We start from the raw sequence: 20,349 nt of genomic DNA, 5'->3' as shown, positions 1-20,349 counted from the left end.
GAAAAACCGGAAGCGCTTCGCCGTCTACAAAGCCCAGCGTGGGGCGCTTGGCCTGGCGAATCGGCTGAGTCGCCGCGAGTTCTGGCAGCAGGATCAACGCCAGACAGCACTGAGAAACACTTCGCCAGAAGGACGCTCCATCGTACTGATTATGTCTTGACCAGAATTCTATTCTGTTATAGACTAAATGCATGAAGCTCAGCGATGTTCAGAAACGACTCCAGGCCCCGTTTCCGTCCCATCTGGTGGGCTGGAAGCCCCAGACGTTCACCAAGGATCGCAGCCGCGCCATGATCCTGTCCTACGTGGACGCCCGCGCCGTCCAGGACCGGCTGGACGCCATCTGCCCCGACGCCTGGACCTTCGAGATCGAGGTGATTCCCGGCACCAGCGTCGCCACCGTCAAGGGCCGCCTGACCGTGCTGGGCGTGACCCGCGAGGACATCGGCGAGGCAGGCGAGGGCAATCTAGGCACCCTGAAGGCCGCCTCTTCGGACGCCCTGAAGCGCTGCGCGGTGCAGTTCGGCATCGGGCGCTACCTGTACGACCTGCCCAAGCAGTGGGTGGACTGGGACGACGCCCGGCGCCAGCCCAAGACGACGCCCGAACTGCCCGACTGGGCGCGGCCCGATCACGAACGCAGCCCCGGCGGCGCCCATCTGGTGCAGGCCATGGAGCAGTTGCGCTACGAACTGCCCGAGGACCTGGACCTGCAGCGCGAGGTGTACAAGCACCTCAAGGCCGCACTGGGCAGCATTCACCCGTCGCCCGTCAGTCAGGGACAGGCCGCGTGAATCCCGTCCCCTCTGCCCGCAATCTGCTGACCGTCATGCTTGGGCTGCTGGCCCTGATCCTGATGAGCGGCGCGCTGGCCCAGCTGCTCTAAACCTGTTCATCCGCAACGCGCCGCCGAGAGAAGGTTTCTCGGCGGCGCGTTCTGTCTGGCTTACGGTTTGGTGTTCGGAGAGTGCGGTTTCGTGCCAGTGCCGTCCTGACCCGCCCCCGTCTTCGGCGGCGGCCCCAGCACCGCCTCGACGCCTGCGTTGATCCACGCGAAGGCGCGGCGGGTGTTGGGCATGGTGTAGGTCTGGTCCGCGCCGTGCTGCATAAAGGCGTAGACGACCTGCCGCCCGTCTTTGGTCTGGAAGTAGCCGCTGTAAGTCAGGATGCCCCAGCCGTTGCCGCCCTTGCCGCCAAACGCGGTGATCTGCGGCCCCCAGGATAGTGCCGATTTGCCAAAGCCCAGCGCCATCACCTCGCGCTGCCACTTCACGGCGCGGGGGGACAGGCCGGAGTGCAGGAATTCGTGGGCCAGCAGCGTGCCCCATTCGTACGGCGTGCTGAGGTTGTGCACGCGCAAATCGTCGGCGGGAACATGGCGCGTCTCGAAGTATCGGTCCAGCTTGGACTGCACGTAATCGGCGCGGTAGGCGCGGGCCTCATCGTCGATCAGAGCAGCCAGCCACTCGCGCGTCTCCCCCGTGGCCGAGGCCCAGCGCGACGTGCCGTTGAAGGTGGCCGACAATCCCGCCTGCGCCGCCCACCAGTCGCGGGTGGGCAGGATCAGGCGGGTGCGGCACAGGCCCAGGCCATCGGCCACGGCCTGCACGCGCTGCAGCCCCACGCGGCGGTGCAGGATGTCGGTGGCGGTGTTGTCGCTGTTGGCGATCATGCGGACGCTCAGGGTCTTGATGTTGCTGCCGTCGAAGGGGTAGCTGCCCAGGCTCTGGTTCTCGCGGGTCACGTCGAAGCGCTCGGTGGGGCTCAGGCGGCCCGCGTCGAACTCTTGCAGCAGCGCCCACAGCACCGCCTGCTTGTAGGTGCTCGCCAGCGGAAAGAGGCTGTCCGGGTTGGTACCGACGGCCCTAACCGGTTGCAACGTGACCGGATCGATCTGCGCCACCCACAGCCCCAGCCGGCCACTCAGGGCAAAGGGCGGGGGCGGCGCCTTCTCGACGGTGGGCGCGGCGGCCAGGCAGCCGTCGGTGCGACTGGTGACCGGACTGCGCAGCGTGGTGTCCGGGCGGGGCTTCAGAGGCACCAGCCGCACCGATGGTTCGGCCCCCGGATCGGCCTGCGCCGCCGTGGCGGGCGCCCGGTGGCAGCCTGTCAGCAGCGCGGCGGCGCCGCACAGGACAGCGGCGCGGCGTCCCCAGTGGTGGATAAAACCGCCCACCGCCTCAGAGGGGTTCCAGGGTCACGCCCATCGTCCCTGGCCCGGCGTGCGTCGCCACCACCGCGCCGATGCCATGGTCACCCATGTCCGTGAAGTCCAGCCCGCTCAGGCCGGCGCGAACCTCCTGCACGTAGTCCTCGCCGCCCACCGTGCACAGAAAGGCCACCCGCGCGCCGCCGTGGGCCTCCACGTACTTGCGGGTATGATCCACCAGATCCTGCACGGCCTTCTTGTGGCCGCGCACCCGCCCGCCCGTCTCCACCCGGCCCTTCCGGATCACCAGAATGGGCTTGATGTTCAGCAGGCCGCCCAGCAGGGCCGCCGCCCCACCGATGCGCCCGTTGATCCGCAGGAAATCCAGCGTGTCCACCGTGAATCGGATGTCGGCTTCCCGGCCCACCCGCTCCAATTCGGCCAGGATCTCGGGAACGGTTTTTCCGGCCCGCGCCAATTCGGCGGCGCGCAAGACGCGCATGCCCAGGCCCATGCTGACCGAGCCGGTGTCCAGCACGGTCACCCGTCCGCCGAAGTCCTGCGCCGCCAGTCGGGCGCTGCCCACCGTACCCGACAGTTGCCCGCTGATGTGGACGCTCAGCACCTGATCGGCCGATTCCAGCGCCTTCGTGTACACCTCGGCGAACTCGGCGGGGCTGGGCTGCGAGGTGCTGGGCGTCTTCTTGCCCGCCCGCAGGCCCGCGAACAGTTCCGGCGGCGTGATCTCTATACCGTCCTTGTGCATCCGGCCATCGAACAACACGTACAGGGGCACGCTGACAATCCCGTGCTGGGCGCACAGTTCCGGGCTGAGGTCACTCGTGGAATCGGTGACGATGGCGATGGTCATGGGCCGATCTTAGCGTGACATTGAATTCTGTCAGCCCTTGAACCGGGTGCAAAGGAAAACGCCGCCCGGGGTGGACGGCGTCTGAATTGAGGCAGCTGGATTCAATCTTTCTTCTTCGGCACCCACTTCTTGCGTCCTGTCTCGCCGGATTCGGAGGCGGGTTGGGAGGTGGCCTGCTGCCCTTCTTCCAGGGAGTTCTCGCCGACTTCGGACAGTTCCACATGCTCGGTGATGGGCGCGGCCTGGACAGCTTCGGCGGGTAGAGCAACGTCCACCTTCGCTTTCGGCTGCCATTTCGGGCGTTCGGTGGGCGTGGCGGGCGCGGCCTGGGCCGCTGCGGGCTGCTGGGGCGCTTCTGCTTCGGTTGCGGCCGAGTCGGACGCTCGTGCGGGTGCCGGGACTTCGGCCTGAGCGGAGACGGTCTCCGCTTCAGCATTGTCCGCTTTCGCCTTCGGCGTCCACTTCTTGCGCTCGCCCGTCTGAGGGGCAGGTTCAGCGGGGGCTGGAGCCTCGGCGGGCGCCATTTGAACCGTCTCGCTCGCAGGCGCTTCGGCAGGCGCACTGGCCTTCGCCTGCGGATTCCAGGCTTTGCGGGTGGGCGCGGCTTCGGCGACAGGGGCAGAGGCTTCCGAGACTGGTTCGGCGCTCACGTCATCGGCTTTGGCCTTAGGCTTCCATGCCTTGCGGGCCGGGGCCTCGGCGGCGGATTCTGAGATGGCCGGTTCGGAACCGACGGGAGCAGTACTTACATCATCCGCCCTGGCTTTGGGATTCCAGGCCTTGCGGGTGGCGGGTTCGGCGGGGGCCGACGCTTCAGCCGGGGCGACATCATCCCCGCCCGCTTTCGGTTTCCAGGCTTTGCGGGCTGGAGTCGCCTCTGCTGTTGCTGCTGGCTCGTCGCTGGACTGAACAGGCTCAGCGCTGACCTCATCCGCTCCGGCCCTGGGCTTCCAGCTCTTGCGGGTGGGTTCGGCGGGTACAGGCGTGCTGTCCGGCTCCGCTTTCGGCTTCCACGCCTTGCGCTCCGTGACCTGCTCAGGGTGTGCGGCCTGCGGCTCGGGCTGGGTATCGGCGTTCTGAACGGGACTGCCCGGCTGCGCGTTCACCACATCGGCGGAGGTTTCCCCCACCACCGCGTCCGGCGCGTCGGCGGATCGCACCGCGCCCGTGCGCTCCATCGGCACCTCGGCGTTTGGGGCGCTGACCACCTCGGGCTGCTCGGTGGGCAGGGCGTCCGCGACAGGCCCCGTCGGAGCCACCCACTCCCCGGTGGCGCGCTGCATGCTTTCCAGCATCAATTCGGCCACGTCCTTGACCACGATGTCGTCGCGCTTCTGCTTTTCCGGCGTGCTGTTCAGCATGGCCTTGCAGAACGGGCAGCCCACGGCCACGACTTTCCCGGTCTGCTCGAACTCGTCGGAGGCGGCCTTCGCCCCGTCCAGCCGCGCCTGCAACTCGCGGAAACGGTTGTCGGAGACGCGCTCGCGGCCTTCTTCCTCCTCCTTCCAGAACTGCGCGCCGCCTGCGCCGCAGCAGAAGCTGTTGTCGCGCTCGCGTTCCAGGCTCAGCACCTCGCCCGCCATCTTGGTAATCAGGGTGCGGGGCGCGTCGTACACGCCGTTGTGGCGGCCCAGGTAGCAGGGATCGTGGTAGGTCACGTTGTCGGCCAGTTCGGCCAGCGGCAGCTTTCCGGCGGCCACCAGTGTTTCCAGGTACTCGGTGTGGTGGATGGTCTTGTAGTGCCCCCCGATCTGCGGGTACTCGTTGCCGATGATGTTCATGCAGTGCGGGCAGGTGGCGACGATCAGCTTGGGGCGAATGCTGTTCAGCGTCTCCACGTTCTCCTGCGCCAGCGTCTGGTAAAGGAATTCGTTGCCAGCGCGGCGGGCGCTGTCGCCGGTACACGCCTCCTTCTTGCCCAGCACGGCGTAATTGACCCCGGCCTTGTCCAGCAGTTGCACGAACGAGCGGGCCACCTTCTGCGCCCCCGGATCGTAGGCGGCGGCGCAGCCCACCCAGTAGATGACGTCGGGTTCAGTGTTCTCCTCGATGGTGGGCACTTTCAGGCCCTCGGCCCACTCCATGCGCTTGTCGCGCGAGATGCCCCAGGGGTTGCTGGCCCGCTCCATCCCCCGGAAGGCGGTCTGAAGCTGCTGCGGGAACCCCCCGGCCACCATCACCTGCTGGCGGCGGATGTCGATGATGTCCAGCATCTGCTCGTCCTGCACGGGACAGACCTGCATGCACGCGCCGCAGGTGGTGCAGGCCCACACCGCTTCCTCGCTGATGGCGTATTCCAGCAGCGGGTGCGCGGTGCTGGCCCCGGACTCGAACGGCGCGGCCTTGAGCGTGAAGGGGCTGGGATGCGCCGCGATCACGTTCAGCTCCATACGCTTGTTGATCTCCAGCGCGGCGGGCGACAGCGCCTTGCCGGTGGCGTTGGCCGGGCAGACGTCCTGGCAACGGTTGCACTGGATGCAGGCGTAGGCGTCCAGCAGGCGCGGCCATTCCAGTTCTTCCAGCTTTTCCACGCCCAGACGCGGCTCGTCGGCCTCCATCGCCTCCTCCAGTCCCTTCATGGGCGGCAGCACGCCGCTGCCCACCGGGCGCTTGAGGGCGTAGTTCACAGGGGCCATGAAGATGTGGATGTGCTTGGTGAACGGGAAGTACGCCAGGAACAGCAGCACGCTGCCCAGCGCGCCCCAGAACCCGAAGATGCGCCAGTTCAGCAGCGCCCCCTCACCCAGCCCGGAGAACAGCGCCGCGCCCACCGCGTTAGAGAACGGCTGGAAAGCGTCGCCGCCCTCGGCCATCACCTTTGCCGCGTTGCCCAGCACCCGGCTGCCGACGTGGAAGAAGATGAAGGCCGAGACGATCAGGCTGTCGCGCAGGATGTAGTTGTTCTTCAGCAGCGGGTGCAGCAGCGTCTTCTCGGTGAAGCGGAAGTCGCGTTTTGAGGGCGTGAACAGGCGGCGAATCACCAGCGCCACCACGCCGAACAGCACCAGGAAGCTCAGGACATCGGCCAGCAGGTTGTAGGCCGCGCCGAAAAAGTTGTCTGAGTAGATGCCGAACCGGAGATACCCTTCCAGCCCGTCCACCACGTTGACCAGCAGGTAGAACACGAAGCCGTAGAAGATAAAGCTGTGCAGCACGCTGATGGCCGTGCGGCGGCGGAAGGTGCGCTCCTGGGTCAGGCTGACCCGGATGGCGTCCAGGATTCGCCGGCCCGGAATGTCGAAGCGGCGCTCGGTGGCAGGGGCGCCCCGGCGAATGCGCAGGTACAGGCGGTAGAACCCCCACAGGCCAAAGGCCCCGGTGATGACGGCAAAAACGAAAAACAGAATCTGATGGATGGGGGGCAGCACGGCGGGGAAACCTCCGGTGGAATCGAATCGGGTCTGGGCCATCTGTCTTGCGCCTGTGGCCTGTCGTAAATATTGAACCGGGTGCAAGTATAGCGGGGTCTGCCCGGTGGGAGGGCAACGGCGGCGGCGGCGTGCAGCACGAAAAGGAGACGGCCCCAGCATACGGCACGGCGGGCGTCGGGCGGCCGGGGCCGCCCCCCCCGCACCATTGCGCGGCGCTCAGGCACGCTAGCCTCTGAAGCCTGAGCGCGTTCCTTCCCCATCCCCCCCAAAGGAGCTTTTCCCTTGTCCCTGACTGCCACTGAACTGCAAACGTACCTGTCCGCCCTGATCGCGGGCGAACTCAAACTGTCCACCATGATCTGGGGGCCGCCCGGCATCGGCAAGAGCGCCGTGGTGGCGCAGGTGGCCCGCGAACGCGGCCTGGATTTCGTGGACGTGCGGCTGTCGCAACTGGCCCCCACCGACTTGCGCGGCCTGCCCGTGCCGGAAGCGGACGGCCAGGGCGGCGGCGTGTCTAAGTGGTACCCGCCCGAGTTCCTGCCGCGCGGCGGCCACGGCGTCCTGTTTCTGGACGAGGTGAACATGGCCCCGCCCACCATGCAGGGCATGGCCCAGCAGCTAATTCTGGATCGCCGGGTGGGCAGTTACGTGCTGCCCGACGGCTGGTTCGTGTGGGCGGCGGGCAACCGCAAGGAAGACCGCGCCAGCGTGTTCGACATGCCCGCGCCGCTCGCCAACCGTTTCCTGCACCTGACCGTGCGGCCCGATTTCGACTCGTGGCGCAGCTACGCGCTGGGACGCGGCTTGCACGAGCACATCATCGCCTTCCTGACCTTCCGCCCGGAGTTGCTGCACCGGCTTGACCCGCAGCAGCCCGCGTGGCCCAGTCCGCGCGCCTGGGAGATGGCGAGTGGCTTGCACCGCGCCGGGCTGGACGTGGCCCCCGCGATTGGCGAGGCGGCCGGGGCCGAGTTCAGCGCCTTCGTGCGGCTGTACGAGCAACTGCCGGATCTGGGCATTGTGCTGGAAGGCCGGGGCGGGGGCCTGCGCCTACCGGACGAACCCAGCGTGCGCTACGCCGCCGTGGTGGGGCTGGCCGCCCGCGCGGGGAGCGCCGACGCCGCCTACCACGCCTTCACCTGGCTGGCCGACAGCGCTGGGCCGGAGTGGCTGCAACTGTACGTCGCCACGCTGGTCAGCAAATTCCAGGCGATCGGGCAACTGGGCGATCTGGCCGCACTGGTGGCCCGCGACGAGCGACTGGCCGCGCTGGTGGAGGGGACTTTGGCGATGTCGGAGGGGGGGTGAAGGGGCCGCAGTACGCAGTGCGCGGTGCGCAGTTTTCCCGTCCCGCGTCCCGCGCACCGCGCACCGCCTCCTGCGCCGAAGGCGCACATGCCTGACTTCCAGCACCTGATCTCCGGCTCGCGGCTGCGGATTCGCGGCAAGTCGGCCTTCTTCGCCACGCTATTGCTGCACGCCGAATTCGTACCGTCGCGCGAGGTGGCGGCGGCGGGCACCGACGGCGAGCGGGTCTACGTGAACCCGGAAGTGGCGGCCTCGCTCCCCCCTGATGTGCTGGACGGACTGCTGCTGCACGAAGTCCTGCACGCGGCGCTGTCGCATGTGGAGCGGCGTGGCCCGCGCGAGAAGAAACGCTGGAACAAGTCCGCCGATCTGATCGTAAACGGCATGGTGGATGCCGCTGGCCTGCCCACGCCGCCGACTTCGCGCCGCGATGACCACCTGGAAAAGCTGAGCGTGGAGGAGGTCTACACCGCGCTGATGGCCGAGGGCGAGGAGGACGGCGACGGCGAGGGAGACGAGGGCGGCGACGATCTGCTGGACGGCCCCCCCAGCGACGCGCCGCCCAAGAACGGCAAGAACGCCTCTAGCGCCGCCAAGCAGTGGCAGCAGGCGATGGCAAAGGCCCGCAGCATGGACGCCATGAGCGGCGGCCAGGGCGACGATCCGCTGGGCGCGCACCGCGAACTGGCGCGGCTGGCCCCGGCGCGGCTGGACTGGCGGGCGCACCTGTGGCGTTTTCTGGCGCGCACGCCGGTGGATTTCGGAGGCTTTGACCGCCGCTTCGTGGGGCGCGGGCTGTATCTGGAGGCGCTGGACGACGAATCGCTGACCGCATTGATTGCGGTGGACACCTCCGCCAGCGTGGACGACGCGGCAGTTAAGGCCCTGGTGGGCGAGGTTCAGGGCGTGCTGGGCGCGTACCCGCACGTCCGCGCCACCCTCTACTACGCCGACACCGAGGCGTATGGGCCGCACACGCTGACCCCTGGCAGCGATATTCCCCCACCACAGGGGGGCGGCGGAACCGACTTTCGGCCCATTTTTAATCTGCTGGACGATCACGAACCGGACGTGCTGATCTACCTGACCGACGGCTACGGCGACTTCCCCGAGACGGCCCCGCAGATGCCGACGCTGTGGGTGGTGCCGCCGGGTGGCCTGGAGGACGAGGGCTTTCCCTTCGGCGAAGTCTTGCGGCTGGAGGAAGGCTGATGGTGTCGCGTCCCACCCGCTTCGAGCTGCAACCGGGCGTACCGCAGGGTGCGGCCAGCTGGTTCATTTTTCAGGGGAGCCGCCTGCTGCTGCGTGAGGATGACACCTTGCCCATAGGCCGCGCGGAAGATTTTGAGCTGAAGCTGATCAACGCGTTGGGCCAGTTGGACGGTCAGGCCTATGCCGCCGCGCAACTGGCCGGCGAAGTTCCCGCCGGATACGCCCTTTCGCCATTGCGTTCCCTGTTTGGCCGCCTGAATGATGACCTGTTCGGGCTGGCCGGATTTGCCGCGCAGGTGGTGGAGTTTGACCGCACCCACGGGTTCTGCGGCCACTGCGCCGCGCCGCTGGCCTTGACCGGCCACGAGTACGCCAAAGCCTGCCCCGAGTGCGGCCTGACCGTCTACCCCCGTGTGGCCCCGGTGGCGATGGTGCTGATCCGGCGGGGCACAGGGGTGTCCACTGAACTGTTGCTGGCACGCGGCCCGCACTTTGCGCCCGGCGTTTACTCCGCACTGGCAGGCTTCGTGCAGCCCTCCGAGACGCTGGAACAGGCGGCCCACCGCGAGGTGCTGGAGGAGGTGGGCGTGAGGATCAAGAACCTGCACTACGTTCTGAGCCAGCCCTGGCCCTTTCCGCATTCGCTGATGATCGGCTTCGACGCCGAATGGGACGGCGGCGAGATCGTCCTGCAACCGGACGAGATCGAGGACGCGCGCTGGTTCGCCGCCTCAGACCTTCCCGCCCTGCCGCCGCGTTTCAGCATCGCCCGCCAGCTGATTGACCGCGCCGTGTCCCAGAGCCTGGAACCCGCAGACGCCTATCCTGTGCCCCATGACCACTCCTTCTGAACTCGATCCGCGCACGCTGACCTCCCTGGGGCCAGACGGGGCGCCGGAGGCGGCGGCCCACCCCCGGGCCACGGCGGCGGTGCTGTCGGGCCTGAGCGCCCACCCCGATCTGCGGGTGCGCGCCGCCGTGGCCCGGCATCCCAACGCGCCGCTGGAGGTGCTGGGCGCGCTGGCCGCCGCCTTCCCTCAGGAGGTGCTGGACAATCCGGGGCTGCCCCTCCTGCGGCTGGCGCGTCCGGGTTTCCTGAACGTCTTTCCGGGCGAGGGCGTGACGGCCCTGCTGTCGCTGCCCACGGTGCCCGAGTGGGTGCTGGACGCGGCGCTGCGCCACGAGGACTACAGCGTGCGGACGGCGCTGGCCTCGCGCCCAGGGCTGAGCGAGGCCCGCGTGTCGGCGCTGGCCGGGGACGCGGGCTGGCAGATCCGCGAGGCGGTGGCCCGGCGCGAGGCGCTCTCGCCCGCCCTGATCCGCCAGCTGGCCGCCGACGACGACTACGACGTGCGCAAGGCGGTGGCCGCCCGCGCCGATCTGCCCGGCGACATCCTGCGGACGCTGGTGGAGGACAGTCACGGCTTGGTGCGGGCCAGCGTGGCCCGCCGCCTGGATCTGCCGCTGGACTGCATGCTGACGCTGGCCGCAGACGGCGATACGGACGTGCTGGCGACGCTGGCCCGCCGGATTGACCTGCCATACAACGTGCGCGAGTGGCTGGCGGGCAGCGACGAGCCTTCCGTGCGGGCCGCCGCGCTGCAAGGCTGGAAAGTGCCGGCCGGATGGCTGGAACGCGCCCGCAACGACGCCGATCCGGACGTGCGCGCCGCGCTGGCCCGCCGTCCGGATACCTCGGTGGAACTGCTGGAGGGGCTGGCCCACGACGAGGCCGAAACGGTGCGCCGCGCCGTGCTGGAACGTGACGACCTGCCGGAAGGTGCGGTGCTGGCCCTGGCCCGCGCCCCCGAACAGGACATCCGCCTGCATGTCGCCAGTGCCGACGGCCTGTCCGGCAACGTGCTGGACGTGCTGCTGACCGACGCAGACCCCACCATCCGCACCATTCTGGCGGTGCGGCCCGATCTGGGGGCACAGCGACTGGCCCGGCTGGCCGGGGACGACCACGCCGAAGTGAGGCGGGCCGTGGCCTACGCCGCCGCGCCGGGGGCAGATACGCTGACGACGCTGGCCCAGGACGCGAGCATTGGGGTGCGCCGCGCCGCCGCTGTCCATCCGGAGCTGCCCGGCGAACTTCTGGAAAGTCTGAGCAACGATCCGGACGCGGGCGTTCGGCTGACCGTGGCGGGCCGCGCCAAGCTCTCCCCCGCCCTGCGCGCGAAGCTGCGCCAGGACACCGATCCCAGCGTACGGGCCGAGGCGGAGCGGGCGCGAGCCGACGCGTGACCGACATCCGCCTTTCCTTGGGCGGGCTGAAATTCAGCGTGCGGGTGGCGATCATCTGTGTGCGCGGCAACCGGCTGCTGGCCAACACCGAGCCGGGCATCGGTTTCTGGTACCTGCCGGGCGGCGCCCTGGCCACCGACGAGGACGCGCGGGGTTGCGCCGAGCGCGAATGGCGCGAGGAAACCGGCACCCCATCCGGCGAGCTGCGCCTGCTGGGCGTCGTGGAAAACTTCTTCGGGCCAGCGCACGCGCGGCAGCACGAGATCGGCTTCTATTTCCGCATGGACGCGCCCGCCGAACTGCCTGGCACGCCATTCACGGTGCTGGACAATCCCAACGTTCTGTGTGGGTGGGTTCCAGTGGCCGAGATTGAAACCCGCCCGGTCTACCCGCTGATCGTGCGCGAGTTGCTGGACGGCGATGACGGCACGGTGCGGCACCTCGTGAATCGGGAAGAGGCCAGAGCGTTCCCAGGCAACGAAAAAACCCCGCCCGAAAGCGAGGTTTAAACTTGGTGGCCAGAGCCGGACTTGAACCGGCGACCCAACGATTTTCAATCGTTTGCTCTACCAGCTGAGCTATCTAGCCTTGCTCTCTCCGCGCGGGAGAGGGCGGTGGCGGTCCGGACGGGATTTGAACCCGCGACCTTCTGCGTGACAGGCAGATATGCTAACCGCTACACTACCGGACCCCATGCTGGCGCTTGATTTTCATTCCTGCCGCTGCCCACGAAAAGCAGCGGGGTTAAGGATAGCCGCGCCCTGGGAACTTGTCAACAAGGCGACAATTCTGCCGCGCCGCCGCGTCCCTGAAAGCAGGTGGCGGCCTCCGCAAGGCCGGGGTCAGAAGGGCACCGCCCGCACCGCCTGAAGGGCCGACGTGCCGGATTCATCGATCATCATTTCCAGGTATTCGCGGGCGTGCAGGGCGTCAATCATGGCAAAACGGTGATCCTCGTCCAGCAGAATGCCATCCTCGATCTGGGTGTGTCCGTATACACCAAATTCCAGGCCGGCCATCGCCACGTATTCCGGCGTGTCCCGGAACCAGTGCTTGGTGCTGCGGTCTCCGTAGAACAGATCATCGTAGTGCGTGTGAGCGGGCAGTGGCGAGACATGAGCGAACTGCACCGCGCCCACCCGCAGCTCACGGGGAAACTGGCTGATCCAGCCGCGCAGGTGTTCGGGCAACAGCACGCCGCCGCGCTCGGGATCGAACTCCAGATGCACCAGACCGCCGCTGGTGCCCAGGGTATAGCTGCCGTTCAGCACCGCATCATCGTGGTTGCCCAGCAGAATGTGAATCGCGTGGGGCGCGGCGGCCTGGTACGCCCGCAGCCGTTCCAGCTGGGCAGCCTGCTGGCGCGCGGCCAGCAGCAGGTGGTCTGGATCATGCACACGAAACCGGGGCAAACCGATCAGCCGGGCATATTCGCCCTCATTCTTGGGATGCACCAGATCGCCGATGATGACCACCTGAAACAGGCCCGCCTGCACCGGGGGCGTGGGCATAAACGAGCCGTCCACGCAGCTCGCGGCGCGCAGGGCGGCCCACAACGTTTCGAAATCGGCGTGTACGTCGCCAAAAGCCATGAACTTGCGCATCTGCCCCACAGTCTAGCGGGCCGGATCACGCCGTGGGCCACCAGCGTCTCCCCCGGAGCCTTCGCCACAACTCCCACGGCACAGCAAAGTCCCCGCCCCTGAACAACAGGTGGCGGGGTCTGGTCAGGACAGCCCGTGGGCTTACAGCTTGACGGTCTCGTTGTTGCCCATGTCGCCGCGCTGGCCGGTCACCGCGCCCTTCGCCAGCTCGTACAGGGCCTTGACCTTGCCGGGGCCTTCCCACAGTTCCGCTCCGTGGGTGCTGATCTTGATCAGCTGGATGTTGGGATCGTCCTTGCCGCCCTCGAAGTAGGTTTTGTAGAAGTCGCTCCACAGCTCGTCGAGCTTGGCGCGGTCCTCCACCAGTTCCGCCGTGCCGGTCAGGCTGACGTAGTTGCTGTCGTCGGGGTTGGAGTAGCTGACGTTCACCTGAGGGCGCTGGCCCATGTCGTGTACGCCCTCGGTGTCTTTGCCGCCGATGAACCATAGGTCACCGTCGAACTCGGTCTGCTGGGTGGTCATGGGCCGCGCGTGCATGTGGCCCGCATCGGTCACGGTGGTCAGCATGGCGAACTTCACGTCCTTGATGATGCTGGCAATGTGTTTGATGGACTGTTCACGGGTCATGTCGTCACTCATGGCCCCAGGGTGACACGCGGCAGGAAAGGACGCAGGAAGGCGCCGCACCGTCTTAATGGCAGATCAAGGAAGACGGCAGGGAGGGTAAGCGCCTTGCATCACGCCGCCACCTGCTGCGTGCGGTGCGCGTTGTCCGGCACCTTGCGGACCAGCAGCACCCCCGCGATGAAAAACAGGGCCGCGATGCCGAACACCAGCGTGTAGCCGAAATTGTCGCCCCGCGCGTTGCCCCAGTCCAGCAGCGCTCCCTGCGGCGCGCTGGTCATCTGCGGCGCGACAAAGGCCACGTGCCAGATGCCCATGTCGCGGGCGTAGCTGCTGGCACTGGGCATGGCGTCGCTGCCCAGCGCCCAGTCCACGCTGGTAAAGGCCCCGAAGCCCAGCCCGAAGAACAGCGCCAATCCCAGCGCCACCGGATAACTGGGGGCCACCAGCAGCAGCAGGGCGGCGGCGGCCATCGCCGCGCCCGCCACGTAGATCACCGGCTTGCGGCCCACCCGGTCACTGATGCGCCCGCCGATCAGCGCCGAGACGATGCTGCCCACGATGATGCACGCCAGCATGATGCTGGTGCTGGTGCCCGCGTCGGCCTGACGCATCACGTCGCGGTTGTAATACTGCAAGAACGGCTGAACGCTGTACTGCCCCAGCGAGAACAGCACCCGCGTCAGGAACACCCACAGGAACGCCTGATGCGCGAACAGCTCGCCAATGCTGAGGGTTCGCCCCCCCGCCGTCGCCAGCGGCACAGGGTTGGTGGCCTCGGGAATGCCGCGCATGGTGATCAGCGCCGGGACCAGCAGCACCACCCCGATCAGCACGAAGGAGACGATGACGGGCAGCTTGAGAATTCCCACCGCGAAGGCCGCCACCGCGCCCAGCAGTTGTCCCGCCGCCTGCAGCAGCGCCATCACGCCGCTGTAGCGCCCACGCTGCTCGGGCGGCACCAGTTGCGGAATCAGGGCCGAGTACGGCGCAGTGGCGTAGTTGTTGCCGAACTGCACCAGCAAAAAGCCCAGCACGTACACCCAGAACCCGTTCATGCCGCTGAGGGTCATGGCCGCGAAGCCCATCACCGCCAGCCCCACCAGATTCACGGCCACGCCCAGCCGCAGGTACGGCAGCCGCCGCCCGGTACGGTCACTGCGGGCGCCCACCAGCGGCGGCAGGATCAGCGCCATCACCGCGCCAATCGCCACCAGCGCGCCCAGGTAGGTGCCCTTGCGCGCCTCACCCACGAACATTTCCACGTTGGCGGGCATCAGGATCAGCAGCAGCACCAGCCAGTGGAACGCCGTGCCGAACCAGAACGCGGACAGCACCCACGGATGGGGCGGACGGGCCGGGGTTGTGGTGGTCATTGCGCGGAGTATAGGCGTGCGGGACGGTGCCTCGCCCCGAATGGGCGGCAAGTACAGGGACCGGGCACAGCCCCTGGATTCTGGACACCCATGCCACCCCCAACATTTTCCCGACGTGGGCCTCATGCGCTCCGGGACAGGCCGGCACAGAATGGGGGCCATGCAAAAACGCCAGCTTGGACAGAACGGCCCCGACGTTTCCGTGGTGGGCCTGGGCTGCAACAATTTCGGAGGCCGCCTGGACCAGGCCGCCACCAACGCCGTCGTGCGCTCGGCGCTGGATCACGGCGTCACCCTGTTCGACACCGCCGACATCTACGGCAACCGGGGCGGCTCGGAAACCATGCTGGGCAAGGCGCTGGGAGCAGAACGCGAGAACATTGTGCTGGCCAGCAAATTCGGTGCCGATATGGGCGAGGCGGGCAAGGGGGCCAGACCCGAGTACATTCGCAAGGCGCTGGCCGCCAGCCTGAAACGGTTGGGCACCGACCATCTGGATCTTTACCAGCTGCACACGCCGGACCCCCAGACGCCGCTGGCCGACACGCTGGGCACGCTGCACGAGCTGGTGCAGGCCGGACAGGTGCGCGCCATCGGCTGCTCGAACCTGGACCCGGCGGGGGTGCGTGAGGCGGCGCGGATTGCTCGGGAGCAGAACCTCACCTCGTTCACCTGTGCCCAGGACGAGTACAGCCTGCTGGTGCGGGACGCCGAGGCTGAGCTGCTGCCCACGCTGCGTGACCTGGACATGGGCCTGCTGCCGTACTTTCCACTGGCCAGCGGGCTGCTGAGCGGCAAGTACACGCCGGACCACATTCCCGAAGGCACGCGCTTCGCCTCATCGCAGGGCGCGCAGGACAAATACATGACACCCGACAACTGGCGCAAGGTTCAGGCCCTGGAAGCCTTTGCAAAGCAGCGCGGCCACACCCTGCTGGCCCTGGCCTTCAGCTGGTTGGCCGCCCAGCCCACCGTCAGCAGCGTGATCGCCGGAGCCACGAAGCCGGAGCAGATCGCCCAGAACGTGGGGGCGGTGGGCTGGAAACTGGATGACGCGGAACTGGCCGAGGTGGACCGCATCACGCAGGGCCACGCGGTCACCTGAGCGCATTACGCCCCCAGCAGAATCAACCCTGATAGACTGGTTCGGTGACTTCCGCGCCGGACCAGACCGATCTCCTCAGCCAGTTGAACGAAACGCAGGCGCAGGCCGCCGACCACTACACCGGCCCCGCGCTGGTGATCGCCGGGGCGGGCAGCGGCAAGACGCGCACGCTGATCTACCGCATTGCCCGCCTGATCACCCACTACGGCGTGGACCCCGGCGAGATTCTGGCGGTGACCTTTACCAACAAGGCCGCCGCCGAGATGCGCGAGCGGGCCGCCCACCTGATGCCCGGCGCGAACAAACTGTGGATGAGCACCTTTCACAGCGCGGGCGTGCGGATTCTGCGGGCTTACGGCGAGCACATCGGGCTGAAACGCGGCTTCGTGATCTACGACGACGACGATCAGCTCGACATTTTCAAGGAAGTGATGGGCAGCATTCCCGGCATTGGCCCGGACACCAGCCCGCGCGTGCTGCGCGGCATCGTGGACCGCGCCAAGAGCAACCTGCTGACGCCGGACGATCTGGCCCGCAGCGGCGAGCCGTACATCAGCGGGCTGCCGCGTGAGGCCGCCGCCGAGGCGTACCGGCGCTACGAGGGGCGCAAACGGGGGCAGAACGCCATCGACTTCGGCGACCTGATCACCGAAACCGTGCGGCTGTTTCAGGAAGTACCGGGCGTACTGAACGCCGTGCAAAACCGCGCCAAGTTTATTCACGTGGACGAGTACCAGGACACCAACCGGGCGCAGTACGAGTTGACGCGCCTGCTGGCGTCCAGGGACCGCAATCTGCTGGTGGTCGGGGACCCCGATCAATGCCTGCCGCCCGGAACACTGGTCTGCACGCCGCAGGGTAAGCGGCCCATCGAAACCTTGCAAGAAGGCGAGTTCGTCTGCGGAACAGGCGGGAGCGAGACGCTGACGGCGGGGCAGATCACCCACGTCAAACGCGGCCACTTCAGCGGGCCGCTGTGGCGGGTAGAGGCGGGCGGGCAGACCTTGCGGGGCACGCCCCATCACATCGTGCTGGCCCGGCACGAGCCGCTGGCCGGGCAGTGGTACGTATACCTGATGTACCGCGAGGACCGGGGCTACCGCGTGGGCCTGACGATGGGCGCGCGGGTGAACAGCGAGGGGCAGACCGACTACGGCTACCGCGTGCGGCTAAATCAGGAACACGGCGATAAGGTCTGGGTTTTGCGCGTATGTCCCTCCCGCTCCGAGGCGACGTACTGGGAGGCGCTGTATGCGGCCCGTTACGGCCTGCCCACGGCACTGTTTCACGGCGTGGGCCGCGAACTGGCGATGGACGAAGAGCAACTGGGCCGCCTGTTCGCCGAACTGGACACGGCCTCCGCTGCACAGAAGTTGATGGCCGATCTGCGCCTGCACCCGGAATTTCCGCACCACCGCCCGCAGAACGGAGTGCGGCGGCAGAGCATCAACCTGATCATGTTCTCGGATTTCAGGACAGGAACGGTCGGCTACCACCGCATCCAGTGGAGCAGCAACCGCGCTGACGTGGCCCAACGGTTGCTGGCGGCGGGCCATCCGGTGCGCGGAAATGGCACGGGGCGAGGCGGCTACCGTCTGGAAATCAGCCGCAAGGATTACGGCGAAGCGCTGGAACTCGCCCGGACGCTGGCGCGCGATGGCGGGCTGGAACTCCAGCGCAAGGCGTGCGTGAATGGCAGGATGTACAGTTTTCAACCGTTGTCACACCTGCATCCCGGCATGAAAGTGCTGGTTCAGAGTCAGGGTCAACTGTCAGAAGAGGCCGTCGGCGGCGTGGTTCAGGAGCAGTACAGCGGCCCCGTCTACGATCTGACCGTCTCACCCCTGCATACCTATGTGGCAAACGGGATACTGGTCCACAACAGCATCTACAAATTTCGCGGCGCGGACATTCAAAATATCCTCGACTTCCAGAAGGACTACGCCAACGCGAAGATCTACATTCTGGAACACAACTACCGCTCCAGCGCCAGCGTGCTGAATCTGGCGAACAAGCTGATCGAAAACAACACCGAGCGCATGGACAAGACCCTGCGGGCGGTCAAGGAGGACGGCCACGCGGTGATGTTCCACCGCGCCACCGATCACCGCGCCGAGGGCGATTTTGTGGCCGAGTGGTTGACCCGGCTGCACAACACCGAGGGCCGCAAGTTTGCCGACATGGCGATCCTGTACCGCACCAACGCCCAGTCGCGCGTGATGGAAGAGTCGCTGCGGCGCGTGCAGATTCCGGCCAAGATCGTGGGCGGCGTGGGCTTCTATGACCGCCGCGAAATCCGCGACATCCTGGCCTACGCCCGCCTGTCCCTGAATCCTTCGGACGACGTGGCCCTGCGCCGCATCATCGGGCGACCCCGGCGCGGCATCGGTGATACGGCGCTGGCACGGCTGATGGACTGGGCGCGCATCAACAACACCTCTCTCTTGACCGCCTGCGCGCGGGCCGAGGAGGACCAGATTCTGGACCGGGGGGCGCAGAAGCCCGTCGAATTCGCCAAACTGATGGCCGCCATGAGCGAGGCCGCCGAGAACTACGAGCCCGCCGCGTTCCTGCGCTTCGTGATCGAGACCAGCGGTTACCTTGACCTGCTGCGCCAGGAAGGACAGGAAGGTCAGGTCCGCATGGAGAACCTCGACGAACTGATCAACGCCGCCGAGGAATGGTCCGGCGACAACGACGGCACCATCGGTGACTTTCTGGACGAGGCCGCCCTGCTGTCCAGCGTGGACGACATGCGCTCGAAGACCGAGAACAAGGACGTGCCAGAGGATGCCGTGACGCTGATGACGCTGCACAACGCCAAGGGCCTGGAGTTCCCGGTGGTGTTCATCGTGGGCACCGAGGAAGGCCTGCTGCCCAGCAAGGGCGCACTCACCGAGGCCGGGGGCATCGAGGAGGAACGGCGGCTGTTCTACGTGGGCATTACCCGCGCCATGGAGCGCCTGTTCCTGACGGCCGCGCAGAACCGCATGCAGTACGGCAAGACCAACGCCGCCGAGGACAGCCGTTTTCTGGAGGAAATCGAGGGCGGCTTCGACACGGTGGACCCCTACGGGCAGACCATTGAGTACCGGGCCAAGACCTGGAAACAGTACCGACCCACCGTGCCGGTGACCCCCAGCGCCGTCAAGAACACCAGCCCCCTGACGGCAGGCATGGCCTACCGGGGCGGCGAGCGGGTCCGGCATCCCAAGTTCGGGGAGGGTCAGGTGCTGGCGGTGGCCGGCACGGGCGACAAGCAGGAGGTCACGGTGCATTTTCCGACGGCGGGCACCAAGAAACTGCTGGTGAAGTTCGCGAATCTGAGCGCGCTGTAGCCTGTCCCTTTCTGCGTCTGGCGCTTATAGCCTGCCCTGACCGTCCGCCACAACACATTTGCTAAACTACCCCGCATGAAGCTCGTACTCGCCGTCATTCAGGACGCGGACGCCACCGCACTGATCCGCGTCCTCTCGGAGAATGCCTTCGAGGTGACCAAACTGGCCAGCACCGGCGGCTTTCTGCGCGAGGGCAACACGACGCTGATGATCGGCGTGGACGACGCGAGGCTGGACGATCTCAAACGTTTCGTGCGCAAGACCTGCCGCACCCGTAGCCGCCTGGTGGCCCCCAGCGTCCCGATGGGCGAGCAGAACGAGGGCCTGGTCAGCGATCCGGTGGAGGTGCCGGTGGGCGGCGCCGTGATGTTCGTGATGGGCGTGCAGGAATTCGTCAAGGTCTGATCGCTCCACCGCTCTCAGTGTCTACTCCACCTACTCCACGCCCAGCGCCGCCAGTTCCTCCCGGAGCTGCGCGGCTCCTTTGTAATGCACGGCGTGCATGCCCACCGAGCGGGCGGCCTCGGCATTCTGCGAGCGGTCATCGATCATGACGGCTTCCTCGGGGCGCACGTTGGCGAGTTGCAGACCCAGACGGTAAATCCCGGGGCTCGGCTTCATAACCCCCAGATAGCAGGACGTGAAAAACCCCAGCAGGAAATCGTGCAGCTCGAAGGTGCGAATCCGGTGATCGTTCAGATCATGGCCCTCGTTGTTCAGCGAGTACATGCGCCAGCGTCCGGCCAATTCGCGGGCCAGGGCCAGCGAGTCGGCGTGGGGCTGGCTCTCGGCCTCCATCGCGGCGCGGAACTCGTCGGGAGTGAAATCCCGCGAGGTGTAGAACAGGGTCTGGGCCATGTAGTCGGCCAGGGTCATGCGGCCCAGTTCCAGCTCCGGCGCGGCCAGCTTGTGCCGCTCGTTGAACTCCGTGACGTCCAGTCCAAAACGTTCCAGCACGTCCGCCCGCTGCTCGCGGTCCCAGCCGTTGGTCAGCAGCACGCCGCCGATATCCCAGAACACCGCTTTGATGGCCATGGGCACAGCTTAAGTGATGGGCGGTTTGCCGGACGCACGCCTGCTGCACAGGCCTGGCGAGGAAAACGTGGGCCCGGCGCAGCCAATCCTTTGAAAAGTCTGGCCTTTG

At 67.2% G+C, this 20,349-nt stretch carries 16 protein-coding genes and 2 tRNA genes; 9 read left to right on the top strand and 9 right to left on the bottom strand.

Annotated features, from left to right (window positions below; genetic code table 11):
- Positions 1 to 191 precede the first annotated feature (191 nt).
- Positions 192 to 794 (top strand): Rad52/Rad22 family DNA repair protein, encoded by a 603-nt coding sequence (locus FHR04_RS10075; RefSeq protein ID WP_039684316.1) that lies wholly within the window; start codon positions 192 to 194, stop codon positions 792 to 794.
- Between the two features lie 152 nt (positions 795 to 946).
- On the opposite strand, the gene FHR04_RS10070 is transcribed toward FHR04_RS10075, so the two are convergent.
- The 3 genes from FHR04_RS10070 to FHR04_RS10060 all read right to left on the bottom strand — a co-directional run bounded on the left by FHR04_RS10070 (position 947) and on the right by FHR04_RS10060 (position 6,388).
- Positions 947 to 2,041, bottom strand: a complete 1,095-nt coding sequence (locus FHR04_RS10070) for a serine hydrolase (protein WP_375782570.1) — start codon at positions 2,039 to 2,041, stop codon at positions 947 to 949.
- A gap of 139 nt (positions 2,042 to 2,180) precedes the next feature.
- Positions 2,181 to 3,020, bottom strand: coding sequence for a DegV family protein (locus tag FHR04_RS10065; protein ID WP_139402904.1), 840 nt, complete (start codon positions 3,018 to 3,020; stop codon positions 2,181 to 2,183).
- Positions 3,021 to 3,121: 101 nt separating this feature from the next.
- Positions 3,122 to 6,388 carry a heterodisulfide reductase-related iron-sulfur binding cluster gene (locus tag FHR04_RS10060; protein ID WP_139403027.1) on the bottom strand — a complete coding sequence of 1,089 codons (3,267 nt, stop codon included), beginning with the start codon at positions 6,386 to 6,388 and terminating at the stop codon, positions 3,122 to 3,124.
- Positions 6,389 to 6,673: 285 nt separating this feature from the next.
- Between FHR04_RS10060 and FHR04_RS10055 the strand changes: the two genes are divergently transcribed.
- The 5 genes from FHR04_RS10055 to FHR04_RS10035 all read left to right on the top strand — a co-directional run bounded on the left by FHR04_RS10055 (position 6,674) and on the right by FHR04_RS10035 (position 11,667).
- Entirely contained in the window at positions 6,674 to 7,699 is a 1,026-nt protein-coding gene (locus FHR04_RS10055; protein WP_139402902.1) for an ATP-binding protein, read from the top strand.
- Positions 7,700 to 7,786: 87 nt separating this feature from the next.
- A complete protein-coding gene (locus FHR04_RS10050) occupies positions 7,787 to 8,911 on the top strand; it encodes a vWA domain-containing protein (protein ID WP_139402899.1) in 1,125 nt (374 codons plus the stop codon).
- Positions 8,911 to 9,762, top strand: a complete 852-nt coding sequence (nudC, locus tag FHR04_RS10045) for an NAD(+) diphosphatase (RefSeq protein ID WP_139402897.1) — start codon at positions 8,911 to 8,913, stop codon at positions 9,760 to 9,762. The genes FHR04_RS10050 and nudC overlap by 1 nt, the downstream gene beginning before the upstream one ends.
- Entirely contained in the window at positions 9,746 to 11,158 is a 1,413-nt protein-coding gene (locus FHR04_RS10040) for a DUF2336 domain-containing protein (RefSeq protein ID WP_139402895.1), read from the top strand. The genes nudC and FHR04_RS10040 overlap by 17 nt, the downstream gene beginning before the upstream one ends.
- Complete coding sequence (locus FHR04_RS10035; protein ID WP_139402893.1) at positions 11,155 to 11,667, top strand: NUDIX hydrolase; 513 nt, start codon at positions 11,155 to 11,157, stop codon at positions 11,665 to 11,667. Before FHR04_RS10040 ends, FHR04_RS10035 begins: the two co-directional genes overlap by 4 nt.
- A gap of 3 nt (positions 11,668 to 11,670) precedes the next feature.
- Here the strand turns inward: FHR04_RS10035 and FHR04_RS10030 are convergent.
- The 5 genes from FHR04_RS10030 to FHR04_RS10010 form a co-directional block, all read right to left on the bottom strand.
- Positions 11,671 to 11,746 (bottom strand) — tRNA-Phe (locus FHR04_RS10030).
- Positions 11,747 to 11,773: 27 nt separating this feature from the next.
- Positions 11,774 to 11,849, bottom strand: a tRNA-Asp gene (locus tag FHR04_RS10025).
- 151 nt (positions 11,850 to 12,000) lie between these two features.
- Entirely contained in the window at positions 12,001 to 12,762 is a 762-nt protein-coding gene (locus FHR04_RS10020; RefSeq protein ID WP_039684327.1) for a metallophosphoesterase, read from the bottom strand.
- Positions 12,763 to 12,903: 141 nt separating this feature from the next.
- Entirely contained in the window at positions 12,904 to 13,401 is a 498-nt protein-coding gene (locus FHR04_RS10015) for a pyridoxamine 5'-phosphate oxidase family protein (RefSeq protein WP_052195406.1), read from the bottom strand.
- Between the two features lie 98 nt (positions 13,402 to 13,499).
- Complete coding sequence (locus FHR04_RS10010; protein ID WP_139402891.1) at positions 13,500 to 14,762, bottom strand: MFS transporter; 1,263 nt, start codon at positions 14,760 to 14,762, stop codon at positions 13,500 to 13,502.
- Between the two features lie 160 nt (positions 14,763 to 14,922).
- On the opposite strand from FHR04_RS10010, the gene FHR04_RS10005 reads away from it, so the two are divergent.
- The 3 genes from FHR04_RS10005 (at position 14,923) to FHR04_RS09995 (ending at position 19,610) form a co-directional block, all read left to right on the top strand.
- On the top strand, positions 14,923 to 15,867 hold the full coding sequence (locus tag FHR04_RS10005; RefSeq protein ID WP_139402889.1) for an aldo/keto reductase: 945 nt from the start codon (positions 14,923 to 14,925) through the stop codon (positions 15,865 to 15,867).
- Positions 15,868 to 15,911: 44 nt separating this feature from the next.
- Positions 15,912 to 19,205 (top strand): UvrD-helicase domain-containing protein, encoded by a 3,294-nt coding sequence (locus tag FHR04_RS10000; RefSeq protein ID WP_139402887.1) that lies wholly within the window; start codon positions 15,912 to 15,914, stop codon positions 19,203 to 19,205.
- A gap of 75 nt (positions 19,206 to 19,280) precedes the next feature.
- Positions 19,281 to 19,610, top strand: coding sequence for a cyclic-di-AMP receptor (locus FHR04_RS09995; RefSeq protein WP_039684338.1), 330 nt, complete (start codon positions 19,281 to 19,283; stop codon positions 19,608 to 19,610).
- Positions 19,611 to 19,640: 30 nt separating this feature from the next.
- Here FHR04_RS09995 and FHR04_RS09990 read toward each other — a convergent pair whose 3' ends face one another.
- Positions 19,641 to 20,240 carry an HAD family hydrolase gene (locus tag FHR04_RS09990; protein ID WP_139402885.1) on the bottom strand — a complete coding sequence of 200 codons (600 nt, stop codon included), beginning with the start codon at positions 20,238 to 20,240 and terminating at the stop codon, positions 19,641 to 19,643.
- Positions 20,241 to 20,349 lie beyond the last annotated feature (109 nt).

Origin of the sequence: Deinococcus radiopugnans ATCC 19172, from assembly GCF_006335125.1 — a bacterium.
Lineage (GTDB): Bacteria > Deinococcota > Deinococci > Deinococcales > Deinococcaceae > Deinococcus > Deinococcus radiopugnans.
This window is presented reverse-complemented; position numbering and strand designations above follow the sequence as displayed.